The sequence below is a fragment of the uncultured Photobacterium sp. genome, from assembly GCF_947039875.1.
GTDB lineage: Bacteria > Pseudomonadota > Gammaproteobacteria > Enterobacterales > Vibrionaceae > Photobacterium.
In genome coordinates, this window is sequence record NZ_CAMRAN010000045.1 from 1 (window position 1) to 15874 (window position 15874).

Consider the following 15874-nt stretch of genomic DNA (forward strand, 5'->3'; position numbering starts at 1 on the left):
AAATCCGTGTACCTCGGTTCGACTCCGGGACGCGCCTCCATTCTCTTTGAGAATAAAAGCCCGAGTGGTGAAATTGGTATACACGACGGATTCAAAATCCGTTTCCTTCGGGAGTGACGGTTCAAGTCCGTCCTCGGGCACCAATTAAAATAACAAAGCCTCAGCTTACGCTGGGGCTTTGTTGTATCTAGCCTAATCAAAAATTTATCCCTACCTTTTTCTGGTCAACGTCTATTCTATATCTTTAATCTTATTATCGACATCATAAATCAAATCCTCGCATCTTCTCTATAATCAACGCATAAGCCCGCTGAAAGACAGGTCCCTTAACTCCTTTCTGATTGGTTAACATTACACAAGGCCATAAAACTTCTTGTGCTGAAAACCCACTGTCTTTTAATTTCACTACCTTATCACCAGTAAAAGGTTTGGCTAGGTGATCGGGAATGATAGCCCAAGCATGAGGTGTTTCATTCAAGCATTTGACCATCAAATCAACCTCAGTAAAAAGACGATAGAAAGGGCTTAAGATAGTGAGTTTGTCTAATTCTGCGGCAATAAAACTTTCTAGAATAAATTGAGGTTTTACTTGAAGGTAAGAGCGTGTATAGGACAAATTATTATCCATGGTTTTTTTATTAACATAAAGTGAGCAAGCGACTTGGCCTAAAGTCAGTGCTTCAAGTCCATCTTGTGGTTTAGCTCGATGAGATAAAGCCTGTAAAGTAATATCAATGGTTTGATTATCTAATGCATTAATAGCTGTTGTTTTGTTTTGGCATAACCAGTGAATTTGTGATGATGGGAATTCTGATGAGAGCTGATATCAACAATAACCTGGTGGGGGATTACTACGTCATAACTGATGGTGAGACTATTTTCTATGCCATGAAAAAGATTATCAGCCAGACTTTGAATCTCTTTGTGTTGTTCCAACAGTAATTTACTGTAGTTATAAATATTTTTAGCTTCAGGTCTTAATCTCGGAAGTTTCTTTTCACGGTTAAATAGTTCAATACCTAATTCTATTTCTAAATAACTTACTAGTTGATGAATTGATGATTTATCTTTTCGTAACAGACGAGCCGCCGCGCTAAATGAACCAGCCTCAACAACCGCAACAAATGCATCCACCTGCTCAAAAGTAAATTTTCTCATGTCTGACTCGGTGTTTATGTTTGGATAATCCCAACATAACAGAGATTACTTGAGAGGAAAAGTGGGCAACAATACTTTCAAATCGAAGAAAATAACAATATGAAGAGTAATGTAAAATATGAAGGATAAGTAGCAATGGAGAATACATCAAAATTAGCTCCTATAGATAAAGCAAAAACGGGAATGGCAAAATGGTTTAGCTTAGTTATTTTGCTTATGGCACAGATGGGCACTATGGGGGATAACTCTGGGCTTTCTGTTTCAACGGCATCTTTAATTAACGAACTTGGCGCATCGGTTTCTGATATTGCTTTTGCCAATGCCATGTATCCGTTGATTGCTGGTGCATGTATGATTGCAGGGGGAATGTTAGGGCTGATCTGGGGCTGGAAACGTCTTTTCTAAGTTGGAGCTTTATTGCTATGTTTAGCCGAAATTATTGCCGCTTATACCGATAATATTCAAATATTTATTTTTTTAGCTCGAAGCTTATCCGGTTTTGGTGCCAGCTTTTTAATTCCGGCAGTGTTAGGTTTAATTGTTGGTATTTATACGGATACCAAAGATCGCGCTATTGCTTTTGGTGCAGTTGCCGCAGCCGTTGGTGTTGCAAATACAGCAGCACCTTTAGTCTTTGGCTTTCTCATTGATAAGTTTGACTATCGTGTTGCCTTTGAAGCTCTTGCTATTTACTTTGGTATGATATTTATATTAGGTTTTGCATTAGAAAAAATTGAAAAGCCAACAGTAAAAATTAAGTTTGATTTTATTGGCACTATATTAGTTTCGATTGGATTACTCTCAGTAATTGTTGGCTTACTTAAAATATCAGAATGGGGTCTTATTACGCCATTATCACCAAGCTTCCATATTCTAGGTATTAGTCCAACTTTACCATTAGTTTTATTTGGTATTGCTATTCTTATTGTTTTTATTAAATGGGAGCATCAATTTGAATTAAAAAATGGTGCATGCTTAATGCCTCAATCATTTATTAAAACACCTCAACTACGAGATGGTTTATATATGTGTGGCATGGTCTTTTTTGTCTTAGGTGCTTATATCTTAATTGGTATTACTTATTGTCAATTGGTTGCAGGATACAGTGCAACAGATACAGCTGTATTATTAATGGTTTTCTCTATGGGGATGCTAATAACATCACTGGCGACGCCAACTAAATTTGCTCATGTATCTTGTCGAAAGTTATGCATGGTTGGTATTGGATTCTGTGTTCTAGCTTCTTTATCTGGTGCTTTGGGAACTGAAATTGATTCAATTAACAAAGCCTTCTTTGCTTCAGCACTTTTTACTGGTCTTGGTTGTGGAATTATTGCTTCACAAGCATCATTAATCGTAACTGCTGCAGTTAATCAACGTGATGCAACTCAATCTGGTGGCGTTCAAGCAACATCAAGAAATATCGGTCAAACTATAGGTATTGCAGTATTGGGTAGTGTTTTGATGTTCTCTTTGACAAATATGGTCAAATCAGATGCGGCAAATAGTGACTTAATTAGTACTCAAACCAAGCAACAAGTTGAACAAATATCATCAATTCCATTTTTAAGTGATAAAGATTTCACTCAACTCGTTGAAAATAATATTACAGAGAAAAAAGACTATCCAGTACTTGTCGATATTAATAGTGAAGCTCGTAAATCATCAGCACAATTATCGTGGTTAGTATTAGCTGCAATGTGTTTTATGAGTATATTTACTTTAACGAAGAATATTCCAAATTATTCACTTATCAATAAATCGTAATAGAGGTATTTATTATGTGTACTCAAATTTCAATTAAAACATTACAAAATGATATTATTACCGGTCGTACTAATGAGTTTGGCCAGTATTACCGTAATAATGTAAGTTTCTTTCCTCGTCAATATGATGTGCCAAATTTTGCAATAGGTAAAAGCACGCATTTAAGAAAAGCGAAGTATGCAGTTATTGGTTGTAATATTGGTGAATTATTTGGTGATGCAGCATCTAGTCTTGAATTTTTAAGTGATGGCTTTAATGAAGAAGGGTTATCTATGGGTGTGTTGTACTACCCAAAGATGGCAACCTATGAGGTAGCAATAAAAGCAACAGATGAGATGATTGATGTTTTAGCAACGCCTTACTTGGTCTTATCTCAATGTAAAACTGTTGCGGAAGCGCGTGAATATATTGAAGCGCATCAAGGCAAATTTGTTGTATTAGCCGGAGCAGAACAGCCAGGGCATTTCTTGTTTATTGATAGAACGGGTGATGCAGCAGTATTTGAACCGGATCAAAAAGGTCGCATTGAAATTAAGCCATCAAATGGCATTATGACCAATAGCCCTCAGTATGAATGGCACCTAAAGAATCTAGGTGTGTACTCAAATATCCAACAGTTTGATACCACAGATTCTGTTCTTCGCAACCTTGATGGTAGTTCGGCGCATTCTCATGGTACATGCGGTGCATTTGGATTGCCTGGCGATACATCACCAACATCTCGTTTTGTAAAAGCAAATTATTTAGCAAATGCGAGTACAAAATCAAATGTCGTTACTGCACAAGATGGCGTATTACGTCTACTTCGTATCTTTAATAATTTCGATATTATTCCGGGTATGGCGCTAAAACGTATTCCTGCAATGGCAAGTGATGAAACTGCAGTAAGTGGGGAAGTACCAACGACAATGGTTGATAATGCTGTTGAGACAGACTTTGAGAATACGGTAGCTGCTCATACTGACCATACGATTGTAAAGGATCTAACAAATCTTAAGTTCTACTATAAAGATTGGACTAATCAGTCAATTCGTTATGTTGCTTTTGAAGATTATGATCTTAATGGAAGTGATGTCGTGACTGTGAAGATGGTAGAGGATAATGCGCTTAAAGCTCAGCGAATTGTTATGAAATAGATGTTGAATAAAGAGGCTTAACGTCATTCAATTCTAATGTGGCATGTAGAGGTGCCACATTAGAAGTAAAATTTATTGTTAATATTGTATTCTTGTTCGATACGGAGTATCGTTAATCGACGATTAGCGAAGTGGGGTGATAAAATAATGACCAAATGTCCTGATTCTTGCCAAATATCTTTTACGGCAACAGATCAACAACTAAAGACAGAACAAACATTAGCAGCGCAAGCTAAAGCATTATCACATCCTGCGCGTTTGCGTATTCTTCACATTCTTCACACCTTAGATGCGATGGATAGCTGTTTAAACAGTGATCTAGTGTCTGAGTTAGGATTAGCGCAATCAACAGTTTCTGAGCATCTACGGATACTAAAACAAGCTAATTTTATTAAAGCTGAACCAAACCCACCTAAAGTGTGTTACCGCATTAACCGTGAAGCACTAAATACATTTAATGCTAAATTTTCAGATTTCTTGTCTTAATATTTTATTAAGTGCTTTATAGACAAGATTGGATTTCTTCATAACAATCAATCGTTATTCGACGATTAACGATTGGTTGTTGTAAATAATAAAAATTGGAAGGTTACTATGACAACAAAGGTTTTAAATAGCCCAAATAATAAAATGCAGTTTCTTGATCGTTACTTAACGGTATGGATTTTTGCTGCAATGATCATTGGGGTGGGGATCGGCGCTGTTTTTCCTGAAGTATCTCAGTGGAATCAAGCGATGTCGGTTGGAACAACCAATGTTCCGTTGGCGATTGGTTTGATTTTAATGATGTATCCTCCTCTTGCAAAAGTAAATTATGGGTTAATGGGAAAAGTAACCAAAGATAAACAAGCCCTTACGTTATCTTTGGTCATGAATTGGATTGTTGGTCCTATTTTAATGTTTGTTTTAGCACTAACCTTCCTTGGTGATCACCCGGGATATATGGTGGGGATTATTCTTATCGGCTTGGCTCGTTGTATTGCGATGGTATTAGTCTGGAATGATATTGGAGGTGGTAATAAAGAGTATGGCGCTACATTAGTTGCATTAAACAGCGCATTTCAAATTCTGACTTACAGTGTTATGGCATGGTTGTTTATTACTGTATTACCACCATTATTTGGCTATCAGGGTTTTGCAATTGATATATCTATTTTTGATATTGCGGAAAGTGTGTTGATTTATCTTGGTATTCCTTTTCTTGCCGGTTTTATTAGTCGTAAATGGTTGGTCGCTAAAAAAGGAGAGCAATGGTACAACGAGGTGTTTATTCCTCGTATTTCGCCTATTACGTTAATTGCATTACTCGCTACGATTGTGCTTATGTTTAGTCTTAAAGGCGATATGATTTTAGCTTTACCAATGGATGTTTTTCGTGTTGCAGTGCCACTGGTTATTTACTTTGTTTTAATGTTTTTTATTAGCTTTTTTGTTGGTAAGAAAATGGGTATTCCTTATGACAAGAATGCTTCTATTGCTTTTACAGCCACAGGCAACAATTTTGAATTAGCGATTGCAGTGTCTATCTCAGTATTTGGATTGAGTTCAGACCAAGCATTTGCGGGAGTAATTGGTCCTTTAGTTGAAGTTCCAGTATTAATTGCCTTGGTTAATGTTGCGCTTAGAATGAAACAAAAATACTATCCGTAATTCTATTAAATCAAGGTGTATATTGAAACAATGAATAGAGAAGAATTAGAGTGTTTATTATAGGGGTCTATAATTTGTGTTGCGGATAAAATGTAATCCCGTATAACCCTATCTTCTCTCTTAATTTATTTATATTACACTAAACATTAGGATTACAAGCATGCTGAATCATGTCGTAACAACCTACACCCGATCTATATTTGATGATGATATTGAAGAGGGATCTATTGATGATTTTTCAGATGAGTCAGCATTAGTCATCAATGTATCTTCTGATCGAGCAGACATGTTATCGATGTTGATTGAAAAAGGAATAGCGCTGGCTGATGGGTGCTATCATTTGATCGATGATGAAAATCGAATAGGGTATCGTGCAACCATGGATTCGAAAGATGCCAATATTATACGCTTTAATTTAGTGTACATTACAGATCAAGACTCACGTCATTTAAATGCCTATGATATTGAAGTGATCGCTACTGCTGATGATAAGAAAGTGTATATTTCAACAATGCCTTATATGCCCTTTTTTACCACTATTCTTGATATGTATAATGGTAATGAAGCGCAAAAGATAGATGCATCGATACAGCAAGCCATTGAAGATTTATCGTTAGGTTGGTTATGTCATCATTTAGTGGATAATAACGTCAATTAATTATTATCGGTTATAGTGATTATCGAGGTTGAGTTAATTTCTTTCATATAGAATTTCAACAGCGATTCTTTTAAAAAAGCTTCATTCAAAGAGTGAGGCTTTTTTGCTTATGGGCCGGATGGTAGCGCTAACGTTGGTTACTTCTTTCTGGAAAGTTACTATTTTAGTATAATGACATCTTTATTTATATTTGTTGTTAATCTAAACAATAAGGTATTCCTGAGATGAAAGATGCATCAGTAATCATTGGATTAAGTAATCCTAAAAGTCCAACCAATATCGGTGCTGTACTCAGAGCTGCAGGTTGCTATAAAGCAGATGCTGTTATTTATACGGGAACCCGTTACGATAAAGCCGCAAAATTTCAGACAGATACTAAGAAAATGGCACAGACAATTCCCTTATCTGGTGTTGAATCTATGCTTGATAATTTGCCAAAAGATATGAAGATTGTTTGTGTTGATTTTGCTGAGGGAGCAACATTATTGCCTCATTTTCAGCACCCAGATAAAGCGATTTATATTTTTGGTCCTGAGGATGGTTCTATTTCACAAGATGTAGCAGACAGAGCCGACCATGTTGTTTATGTACCCACGGTTGGTTGTATGAATTTAGCAGCGTCCGTTAATGTTGTTTTATATGATCGTCTGGCTAAACAAGAAAATATTATCCAGAGTGATGACCATATTCGCCAAAATCGTGATAATAAAAATAACTTACGTGTAAGTGCTAAATAAATTTTTAATAAAACATCGCTAGATTATCGCCGTTGTAAATACGAACGGCGATAAATTCCATATGTTATATGATATTATGCCGACTGTTTAACATCCCAAATTGTATAAAGTCCTAATGTGATTAATATTATTGCGCCTCCTAATATATCATTCAGAGATGGTTGCTCGCCAATAACTAAAAAGACATACAGTGGGCCTAATAAAATTTCCATTAATAAAATTAGACTTGTTTGCGCGGCAGGAATATAGGCTGCTGATTTTGAAATACACAAATAAGATCCTGGTACAACAATACCACCTAATATTAATAAATATAGCATTTGAATATGTGATAATGAAAAAGGTTGTGCCCCTTTAATATAAGCAAATACGGCAATCATAAAGCCAGCGATAATAAGAATATTAGCGGCTTGTTCCCCTTTCGTTTTGCGCATAGCAACGAGGTAAATAGCAGTGGCTAATGCAGTGATTAATGCCAGTACATTACCTATCCATTGGCCGCCCGCAGGGGCAAAAGCAAAGATGATCCAAATGCCACTGGTTGCAACACCAATAGCCAACAGTGTCGGCCACTTCAATTTTTCTTTTAATATTAGAAAACCTAAAATTGCAGTAAAGAAAGGGGCGGTATTGATGATTACGAGCGTGCTTGCAACTTGGGTATAATGTAACGATTCAATAAAGCAAACGGTAGAGGCGGCAAAAATAGCGCCTAGTCCGAGTAATGATAATGATGGACGAGATATTTCAGTTGTAAATTGCTTTCGATTATAAAGTAATTGAAAAATAACTAACGCAATACACTGAAATGCACCACGCCAAAAAAGGACATTCCATGCAGTAGAATTAGATAGTTTAACGAATAAACTATCAAAGCTTAATATCATTATGCCAATAAAAGCCAATAATAATCCGCGATTTTTATCGCTCATAATAATAGTTTCCTATAAATCTAGTTCAGTGAATTAATCTTTTTACCAATATTAGATGCTGAATACGTGATGAGTATCTAATAAATATTATACCTATAATGTATTAGTTACTATCTTTTAGGATTAATCAATCACTGAATCTAATATTACCTATGATTAGGGGCTATTTAAGCAGAAAATTTCATAGTTATGATGATTTTTGCGATTTGTCGTAAAGTATATCTGCCTTTGATAACGTTTTTTCTTTTAGATTGGAACGATTATGAATAGCAATAAACTGATTGATGCTTTATTTACCCAAGGGTGGTTTGTCTGGGATAATTTTTTGACGCCACATGAAGTCAGTGAATTGAAAGTATGTATTCCAACAGATTGGAGCCAAGCTGGCATTGGCCGTAATGATGAATATATGACTAAAAAAGCAATTCGAAGCGATAAAATTCAGTGGCTACAATCTGATATGGGGCCGCCAGTGAGTGATTTTCTACAGTGAATGAACGACGTTCGCCTTGAAGTAAATCGCCATTTATTCTTAGGCTTATTTGAGTATGAAGCATATTTCGCTAAATATGAACAAGGTGATTTCTATCAAAAGCATGGTGGTCGTCTGAAGATGTATGATCTTGATGATAATGAATTGGCAACGTTGGATCCCAAAGCGGGTCGGCTAGTCGTATTTTTATCTGGACTGTTTCTTCATGAAGTACTTCCTGTAACACAACAACGATTTAGTATTGCTGGCTGGTTTTGAACCAATGGTGTTAGTGAAAATCAACTCGATATTGCTCGCTAATAGATAATGATAACTATCGTAGCTATGTAAGCTTTATTTTTAATTATTTGAGCTTGTTATATATGCTTTATCGTATATTCTAATGTTTTTAATGATAGTTATAAGGTTTTTACTGTGAAACGTATTTTGTTTCTTTGTACGGGAAATTCTGCACGGTCGCAAATTGCAGAAGCATTAATGCGCCATATGTGTAGAGACAGTGAAACTACCATCGATCAATTTGAAATTATGAGTGCGGGGATGGCACCTGAAACTGTTGATCCCCGTGTCTATAAAGTTCTTAATTATCATGATATTAATTCCGATAATTTAACCAGTGTATTAGCGTCGAGCTTACAAAATCAACATTTTGATGTTGTGATAACCTTATGTGATAAAGCCAGTAAAGAATGTGCGCTTTTCCCTGATTCTGATGCACTAATACATTGGGATTTTAAAGATCCTAAACCGCAAGCTGGCTCTCAAGGATTTTACGATGTATTTGATGGTCTAAAAGCAAAGATAGCATTATTTTTGATGCTTAATGGTGATAATCAATCAGATACGATTGGTGCCGTTGAATTATTTAAAATCATGAGTGATCCATTACGATTACGTATTTTAATGCTGATTCATGATGAAGTTGCTTTATCTGTCGGGGATTTAACCAAAGCATTGCAGGTTAGTCAGCCCAAGGTTTCTCGCCATTTAGCATTGTTACGAGATAGCGGTGTATTGCAGGATCAACGAGAAGGCATATGGATTTTTTATCGTTTTCCGCCTGATTTACCACAGTGGATTCGACACACCTTTGATACCGTGCGTAATGGCCAACCAGCATTGATTAATCAAGAAAAAATACGTCTAAGTGCAATTGAAAATAGGAAAAAACCACAATTAATGAGTAAGATAACAAAGTAGGAGTTATTATTTTTATGGATAATTTACATCCCGTTTGGACATTACCGCTAAATGAAGCTATGCCTTTAAAAGGTGGCTTATTATTAACGCCATGCCCTGGTACGAAAGGCGTTGACGCAATCACAAGTTTACGTCAGTTAAAAGCGGCGGGAGCAACTGTGATATTAACTGCGTTAGAAGAAAATGAACTTCCGGACCAAGGCGTTCAATTATTAGCAGAAGCGTGTAAGTTATTAGGTATGCAATGGTTTCATGTACCTATCGAGGATGATTGTGCACCAACTGCTGATTTTGAGAAAAAATGGCAACGTGCGAATGATGCAGCACAAATAGCATTGAATAATGGTGAATTTGTAGTCGCTCATTGTAAAGGTGGCTCTGGTCGTACTGGAATACTAGCCGCACGCCTTCTACTTGCTCGTGGTATGCCTTTTAATGCAATAATTGCGTCTATTCAAGCACAACGTCCTGGCGCTTTTACTCGCCAATCACATATTGATTATATTAAGCAATGGAATAATGATACTAAGCATTAATTTCGCTTCATAAATACTGACTATTAAACCTCGCTGATGCGGGGTTTTTTGTTTTTTGTAGCTGTTAAAAATATTTCGTACAAAAAAAGTTTATTTTATTTTTCGTGGCTGATATATTTGATCTTACGTATATATGGTTATTCATATATTTACTGTTGGCAAGCGGAGGAAGGATTATGACAATTAAAGTAGGAATCAATGGGTTTGGGCGTATTGGCCGTTTAGCATTGCGCGCAGCATTTGATTGGCCTGAGGTTGAGTTTGTATTAATTAACGATGTTGCAGGTGATGTTAATGCTTTGTCCCACTTACTTGAATTTGACTCGATTCAAGGGCGTTGGGAACATGCGGTGACTGTTGATGGTGGTCAAATGATGATTAATGGCCAAGCAATTCGTTATTGTCAACAGCAACATATTGCAGACGTTGATTGGGCTGGTTGTGATGTCGTGCTAGAAGCAACAGGTGTTCACCGTGACACTCAATATCTTAATCAATATTTAGAGCAAGGCGTTAAGCGCGTTGTGGTTTCTGCGCCCGTAAAAGAAGAGGGTGTATTAAATATCGTGGTTGGTGTTAACGATCATTTATTTGATCCAGAAAAACATCGGATAGTGACCGCGGCATCTTGCACTACCAACTGTATCGCCCCTGTTGTAAAAGTGATCCACGAACACCTTGGTATAAAGCAAGCATCATTTACCACTATTCACAATTTAACCAATACACAAACTATCTTAGATGCCCCACATAAAGATCTACGTCGAGCTCGAGCATGTGGTATGAGCTTAATTCCAACGACAACGGGTTCAGCTAAAGCGATTGTGGAAATATTTCCAGAGTTAGCCGGAAAAATTGATGGTCATGCAGTGCGTGTACCACTCGCAAATGCCTCACTGACTGATATTATTTTTGATGTTGAGCGTGATACCTCTATTGATGAGGTTAATCAATTATTAAAAACAGCATCAGAAACAGATCTAAACGGTATTCTAGGCTTTGAAGCGCGGCCTTTAGTATCGATTGATTATCGCGGCGATCAACGTTCAACCATTATTGATGCATTATCTACAATGGTTGTTAATCAACGAATGGTTAAAATATATGCTTGGTATGACAATGAAATGGGTTATGCAACACGAACTGCAGAATTAATACGTAAAGTCGGATGTTAGTTATTAAGTCTTAATTGTATTGAAATGTAGTGAGTATTCTATGTTAGCAAAGCTGAGCCAGTTACCCAATGATGTACGCCAATATATGTTGGTGACATTTAATTATTGGAATTTTACTCTTACTGATGGTGCATTACGAATGTTGGTGGTTTTACACTTCCATCAGCTTGGTTATAGCCCGTTAGAGATAGCCTCATTATTTCTATTTTATGAGTTTTTTGGCGTGGTCACGAATTTAGTTGGTGGCTGGCTTGGTGCGCGATTAGGTTTAAATCGAACCATGAATATTGGTTTGTTTATGCAGGTTGTTGCGTTGTTAATGCTTGCTGTACCTTCAGTAAACCTTACTGTTATATGGGTAATGTTCGCTCAAGCACTGTCAGGTATTGCTAAAGATCTGAATAAAATGAGCGCAAAAAGTGCGATTAAAACGTTAGTGCCTAATGAAAAACAAGGTGCACTGTATAAATGGATTGCACTACTAACGGGATCAAAAAATGCACTAAAAGGTGTTGGCTTTTTCCTAGGGGGAGCATTACTGGTATTGATTGGTTTTCAAGGCGCGGTCATTGCGATGGCTGGTGTACTTGCGGTTGTCTTTATATGTAGCCTGCTGTGGCTTGATAAAGATCTTGGTAAAGCAAAGAGCAAGGTGAAATTTAGTCAGATTTTCTCAAAAAGTAGAAGTATAAATATACTCTCAGCTGCGAGAATGTTCCTTTTTGGCGCACGTGATGTTTGGTTTGTTATTGCGTTACCACTATATTTGGGACAAGTTTTTGGTTGGGACCATTTACTGGTAGGTGGCTTTTTGGCTCTGTGGGTCATTGGTTATGGTTTTGTTCAAAGTATCGCGCCAAGAATTACAGGAAAAGCAGAGGGTATCGTACCTGATGGGCGAGTTGCATTTGAATGGGCAATGATACTTGCGGTGGTTACAGGAGTGATAGCCATTGCATTACAATTTAATTGGTACCCACAGTTAATTATTATTATTGGTCTAATGATCTTTGGTGCAGTTTTTGCTGTTAACTCCTCATTACATTCTTATTTAATAGTAAGTTATGCCAAAGGTGATGGTGTAAGTTTGGATGTTGGTTTTTATTATATGGCTAACGCAATGGGACGTTTAATCGGAACATTACTTTCAGGTATGGTATATCAATTATATGGCTTGGCTATGTGTTTATGGATAGCGTTTATTTTTATAATGATAACAACAATTATATCATTATGGTTACCACGTCGTAGTATAACTGCGGTGTCTATTTAACCTAATTGCGTTATTGTTTTTAGCTATAAAGTGATATTTATCGGAAAGATTTTAAATAAAGATTATATTTGAGGTTTTACTATAGCCCTGCGGTAGCGATTGATGATGCTATTACGTTACTTAAAGTGCGTAATAGTGCTCGTGGTGTGCAATGAACAGCGAGCTGTTATTTGTAAAATTAGGGTGTTATAAAAGCAGTTCTTTTATTCATAGAAATTATCGTTTGGTAAATAATGCAAACTCTTTTTTTTGATTTTGATGGCACATTAGTTGATTCGGAAACGTTTCACGCTAACAATTGGAGTGCCTATTTAGCGACATACGGTGTTACGTTAACGGCAGAAGATTTTATTGAATATTATGCAGGGGTTACGTGGCCAAAGATAGCGAAGCATTTTATTGATAGCTATCAACTTAATGTAGATATCATTACTATTACGACTGAAATGGAAGCACTGACTGATGCTAAAATTCGTCAGCAAGGGATCCCCGCATTACCTGGCGTTGATGCTGTGCTTCATGCTTTTTCAGGTAAAGTACCTATGGCAGTTGTGACGGGAGCTCCACGAGATTACGTTGAAGGTGTCTTAAAATTACATGGTTGGCTAGATTTATTTGATCAGATATTCAGCGGCTATGAAGTTGAAAATAATAAACCGTCTCCTGATGTTTACTTACATGCTTGTCAAGCAATGAAGGTTCAACCTTATCAAGTGGTTGCGATAGAAGATAGCCGAACTGGATTACAGTCAGCAAAAAGTGCTGATATTTGTTGCTTATTGATTAATGCTCATCAGTCATTAACCGCCACTAATGCTGACCATACATTTTTCTCAATGGTTGAAGCTAAGCCATTATTAACGTCGTTATTTAAAGATAAGTTATTGTTTGAGACTGTATGAAGTAAGCAATTATTTTGCAGTAACAATGCGCTATGTTAGATTATGCACGACTGAAATAACTCAAATAGGTTTATGATGGAAAACGAAGAAATCATGACGGGTGATATGCTAGTTGAAACGGTTGAAAATCAACTGGCTGACGGCAATCCATTAGTGGTTAAAGAAACATTAATGCGTTTAATGATGACAGGTACAGCACGTGATGAAGCGGTACAGATGATTGCTTGTGTATTATCTATCGAAGTCTTTGATGTAATGAAAAATGACGGTAAATTTGATTTAAAACGTTACCGTGAAAATTTAGTTGCTTTGCCTGATATGCCTTGGGAAGATGATATCTAATCCATATCTGTAATGAGTGATTTCAAGAACCGTGATTTTTATCGCGGTTTTTTATGCCTGTTTTTTGTGAATTATTATTTTATATTTCTATCAATAACTAGTGATAATCATTGATATAGGATTGAAAAACAGTGAGAAATATCTATTATTGTTGACTATTGTCTATATATGACTAGTGCATATAGGCAGGAAATAATAATGAAAATTGGAATTCCTAAAGAAATTAAAGTTCATGAATATCGTGTTGGTATGGTGCCAGCCTCGGTAAAAGAAGCGGTATTACATGGACATACTGTTTATGTTGAAACGCTTGCTGGTGTGGGTATTGGATGCAGTGACGAGGATTATATAGCGGCAGGTGCACAAATTGTAAATTCAGCACAAGCGGTGTTTGAACAAGCCGACATGATCGTTAAGGTCAAAGAACCACAGCCATCAGAGCGGATGTGTTACGTAAAGGGCAAATATTATTTACGTATCTTCATTTGGCACCAGATAAAGAACAGACACAAGACTTAATCAATAGTGGAGCAATATGCATTGCCTATGAAACAGTAACTGATGATAATGGTCAATTACCGTTATTAGCGCCAATGTCAGAAGTGGCAGGCAGAATGTCATTACAAGCAGGTGCCTTTGCGCTTGAAAAATCACGAGGTGGTCGAGGTATTTTATTAGCTGGCGTACCTGGTGTTACTCCTGCAAATGTAGTGATCCTTGGGGGAGGTGTTGTTGGAATGAATGCAGCACAGATGGCTGTTGGTTGCCGTGCTAATGTGGTTATTATTGATCGAAATATCGAAGTATTACGTCAGCTTGATCGTCTTTTTTCTGGTGCAGTAACTTGTATTTATTCAACCAATGACGCTATTGAAAAACATGTTCTTGCCGCAGATCTTGTGATTGGGTGTGTGCTTGTTGCGGGAGCACAAGCACCAAAATTAGTTACAAAAGATATGATACGCCGCATGAAAGCTGGATCTGCAATTGTTGATGTTGCGATAGATCAAGGCGGATGTATTGAAACATCTTATCCAACCACTCATGATAATCCTACTTATATTGTTGATGATGTTGTGCACTATTGTGTTGCTAATATGCCCGGCGCTGTAGCAAGAACATCAACATTTGCCCTTAATAATGCGACCTTACCTTATATTTTACAATTGGCTGATTTGGGTTATAAAACAGCACTGGCAACAAATAAACATTTACTCAATGGCTTAAATATTTATCAGGGGCAAGTAACTAACTATAGTGTAGCTCAAGCGTTAGGTTATCCTTACATATCAAGTGTTTTTGCTTGATGTAACGTGGCAATTCTTGACAGCATAGCCAAAGAGCGTTGATGTTCTTGTTCTGTCGCTGACGTACATGCATCGCTAATTATATGGGCACAATAATCACGATCATGGGCATCTCTGACGGCAGATTGAATTGCCCAACAAGTGCTGACACCACAAAAGTAAACATCAGTGATCACATTAGCCCGCAAGACGCTATCAAGAGCCGTGTTATAGAAAGGGTTGACTCTTGATTTTGTGATCACCATATCGTGTTCAGTTACCAGAAGATCTGGGTGAAACTCTGTTCCCCATTGCCCCAATTCTAATGCATGATATTGTTGGGCTTTACCAAACATCGGAGATTGATGGGGTAATTCAAGGTAGCTAGATTGAAAGCCGACTTTGACAAAGATACAAGGCAGGTTATTTTTTCTTGCCCATTGAATGGCAATATTTGCATTATTAATGACATGATTGGCACTAACTTGTGCAGCACAGCTGGGGATTTTACCATTCTTATCAACGATGTCATTAATGAAGTCAATGATAACTAATGCTTTGTTCATACTGGTTCCTTTGGCGCAATATTTTATAGAGTCGTATTAATAAGCATACGATTAAATGCCGAA

The 15874-nt window shown here is 36.9% G+C and carries 17 protein-coding genes, 1 tRNA gene and 2 pseudogenes; 16 read left to right on the forward strand and 4 right to left on the reverse strand.

What is annotated here, in order from left to right:
- Positions 1–58 precede the first annotated feature (58 nt).
- Positions 59–143: transfer RNA gene (locus tag Q0V26_RS14175), tRNA-Leu, on the forward strand.
- A 119-nt stretch (positions 144–262) separates the two neighbouring features.
- Here Q0V26_RS14175 and Q0V26_RS14180 read toward each other — a convergent pair.
- Both Q0V26_RS14180 and Q0V26_RS14185 read right to left on the reverse strand, forming a co-directional pair.
- Entirely contained in the window at positions 263–616 is a 354-nt protein-coding gene (locus tag Q0V26_RS14180) for a hypothetical protein (RefSeq protein ID WP_297482829.1), read from the reverse strand.
- Between the two features lie 131 nt (positions 617–747).
- Positions 748–1158 (reverse strand): LysR family transcriptional regulator, encoded by a 411-nt coding sequence (locus Q0V26_RS14185; RefSeq protein ID WP_297482832.1) that lies wholly within the window; start codon positions 1156–1158, stop codon positions 748–750.
- A gap of 135 nt (positions 1159–1293) precedes the next feature.
- Between Q0V26_RS14185 and Q0V26_RS14190 the strand changes: the two genes are divergently transcribed.
- The 7 genes from Q0V26_RS14190 (at position 1294) to Q0V26_RS14220 (ending at position 7106) form a co-directional block, all read left to right on the forward strand.
- On the forward strand, positions 1294–1563 hold the full coding sequence (locus tag Q0V26_RS14190) for a hypothetical protein (RefSeq protein ID WP_297482835.1): 270 nt from the start codon (positions 1294–1296) through the stop codon (positions 1561–1563).
- A 12-nt stretch (positions 1564–1575) separates the two neighbouring features.
- Positions 1576–2925, forward strand: a complete 1350-nt coding sequence (locus tag Q0V26_RS14195) for an MFS transporter (protein ID WP_297482838.1) — start codon at positions 1576–1578, stop codon at positions 2923–2925.
- 14 nt (positions 2926–2939) lie between these two features.
- A complete protein-coding gene (locus Q0V26_RS14200) occupies positions 2940–4061 on the forward strand; it encodes a linear amide C-N hydrolase (RefSeq protein WP_297482840.1) in 1122 nt (373 codons plus the stop codon).
- 144 nt (positions 4062–4205) lie between these two features.
- Positions 4206–4547, forward strand: coding sequence for a metalloregulator ArsR/SmtB family transcription factor (locus Q0V26_RS14205; protein ID WP_107276969.1), 342 nt, complete (start codon positions 4206–4208; stop codon positions 4545–4547).
- 108 nt (positions 4548–4655) lie between these two features.
- A complete protein-coding gene (gene arsB, locus Q0V26_RS14210; RefSeq protein WP_107276964.1) occupies positions 4656–5711 on the forward strand; it encodes an ACR3 family arsenite efflux transporter in 1056 nt (351 codons plus the stop codon).
- 160 nt (positions 5712–5871) lie between these two features.
- Entirely contained in the window at positions 5872–6369 is a 498-nt protein-coding gene (locus tag Q0V26_RS14215; RefSeq protein ID WP_297482845.1) for a hypothetical protein, read from the forward strand.
- Positions 6370–6593: 224 nt separating this feature from the next.
- Positions 6594–7106, forward strand: coding sequence for an RNA methyltransferase (locus Q0V26_RS14220; protein ID WP_080157725.1), 513 nt, complete (start codon positions 6594–6596; stop codon positions 7104–7106).
- Positions 7107–7180: 74 nt separating this feature from the next.
- Here Q0V26_RS14220 and Q0V26_RS14225 read toward each other — a convergent pair whose 3' ends face one another.
- Entirely contained in the window at positions 7181–8038 is an 858-nt protein-coding gene (locus Q0V26_RS14225) for an EamA family transporter (protein WP_080157724.1), read from the reverse strand.
- A gap of 262 nt (positions 8039–8300) precedes the next feature.
- Between Q0V26_RS14225 and Q0V26_RS14230 the strand changes: the two are divergent.
- From Q0V26_RS14230 to ald, 8 genes and pseudogenes are all read left to right on the forward strand, one after another.
- Positions 8301–8789, forward strand: a pseudogene (locus Q0V26_RS14230) (2OG-Fe(II) oxygenase).
- 156 nt (positions 8790–8945) lie between these two features.
- Positions 8946–9731: a metalloregulator ArsR/SmtB family transcription factor gene (locus Q0V26_RS14235; RefSeq protein WP_297482849.1), complete on the forward strand. Its 786-nt coding sequence runs from the start codon at positions 8946–8948 to the stop codon at positions 9729–9731.
- A gap of 14 nt (positions 9732–9745) precedes the next feature.
- The gene (locus Q0V26_RS14240; protein WP_297482852.1) at positions 9746–10267 is read left to right on the forward strand and encodes a tyrosine-protein phosphatase; all 522 of its coding nucleotides are present in this window, start codon (positions 9746–9748) and stop codon (positions 10265–10267) included.
- 176 nt (positions 10268–10443) lie between these two features.
- Positions 10444–11442: an ArsJ-associated glyceraldehyde-3-phosphate dehydrogenase gene (locus Q0V26_RS14245; RefSeq protein WP_297482855.1), complete on the forward strand. Its 999-nt coding sequence runs from the start codon at positions 10444–10446 to the stop codon at positions 11440–11442.
- A gap of 40 nt (positions 11443–11482) precedes the next feature.
- Positions 11483–12715, forward strand: a complete 1233-nt coding sequence (gene arsJ, locus Q0V26_RS14250; protein ID WP_297482857.1) for an organoarsenical effux MFS transporter ArsJ — start codon at positions 11483–11485, stop codon at positions 12713–12715.
- A gap of 233 nt (positions 12716–12948) precedes the next feature.
- On the forward strand, positions 12949–13617 hold the full coding sequence (locus tag Q0V26_RS14255) for an HAD family phosphatase (protein ID WP_297482860.1): 669 nt from the start codon (positions 12949–12951) through the stop codon (positions 13615–13617).
- 75 nt (positions 13618–13692) lie between these two features.
- On the forward strand, positions 13693–13959 hold the full coding sequence (locus tag Q0V26_RS14260) for a hypothetical protein (protein WP_297482863.1): 267 nt from the start codon (positions 13693–13695) through the stop codon (positions 13957–13959).
- Between the two features lie 198 nt (positions 13960–14157).
- Positions 14158–15266, forward strand: a pseudogene (gene ald, locus Q0V26_RS14265) (alanine dehydrogenase).
- Here ald and Q0V26_RS14270 read toward each other — a convergent pair.
- Entirely contained in the window at positions 15242–15811 is a 570-nt protein-coding gene (locus tag Q0V26_RS14270; RefSeq protein WP_297482865.1) for an isochorismatase family cysteine hydrolase, read from the reverse strand. The pseudogene ald and the gene Q0V26_RS14270 overlap by 25 nt on opposite strands.
- Positions 15812–15874: the final 63 nt, after the last annotated feature.

What these genes read in the sequence shown, in the direction of transcription:
- Q0V26_RS14225 (WP_080157724.1), bottom strand. Translation starts at nt 8,038, where the DNA reads ATGAGCGATAAAAATCGCGGATTATTATTGGCTTTTATTGGCATAATG.
- Q0V26_RS14270 (WP_297482865.1), bottom strand. Translation starts at nt 15,811, where the DNA reads ATGAACAAAGCATTAGTTATCATTGACTTCATTAATGACATCGTTGAT.
- Q0V26_RS14245 (WP_297482855.1), top strand. Translation starts at nt 10,444, where the DNA reads ATGACAATTAAAGTAGGAATCAATGGGTTTGGGCGTATTGGCCGTTTA.
- Q0V26_RS14240 (WP_297482852.1), top strand. Translation starts at nt 9,746, where the DNA reads ATGGATAATTTACATCCCGTTTGGACATTACCGCTAAATGAAGCTATG.
- Q0V26_RS14220 (WP_080157725.1), top strand. Translation starts at nt 6,594, where the DNA reads ATGAAAGATGCATCAGTAATCATTGGATTAAGTAATCCTAAAAGTCCA.
- Q0V26_RS14215 (WP_297482845.1), top strand. Translation starts at nt 5,872, where the DNA reads ATGCTGAATCATGTCGTAACAACCTACACCCGATCTATATTTGATGAT.
- Q0V26_RS14190 (WP_297482835.1), top strand. Translation starts at nt 1,294, where the DNA reads ATGGAGAATACATCAAAATTAGCTCCTATAGATAAAGCAAAAACGGGA.
- Q0V26_RS14185 (WP_297482832.1), bottom strand. Translation starts at nt 1,158, where the DNA reads ATGAGAAAATTTACTTTTGAGCAGGTGGATGCATTTGTTGCGGTTGTT.
- Q0V26_RS14255 (WP_297482860.1), top strand. Translation starts at nt 12,949, where the DNA reads ATGCAAACTCTTTTTTTTGATTTTGATGGCACATTAGTTGATTCGGAA.
- arsJ (WP_297482857.1), top strand. Translation starts at nt 11,483, where the DNA reads ATGTTAGCAAAGCTGAGCCAGTTACCCAATGATGTACGCCAATATATG.
- arsB (WP_107276964.1), top strand. Translation starts at nt 4,656, where the DNA reads ATGACAACAAAGGTTTTAAATAGCCCAAATAATAAAATGCAGTTTCTT.
- Q0V26_RS14260 (WP_297482863.1), top strand. Translation starts at nt 13,693, where the DNA reads ATGGAAAACGAAGAAATCATGACGGGTGATATGCTAGTTGAAACGGTT.
- Q0V26_RS14200 (WP_297482840.1), top strand. Translation starts at nt 2,940, where the DNA reads ATGTGTACTCAAATTTCAATTAAAACATTACAAAATGATATTATTACC.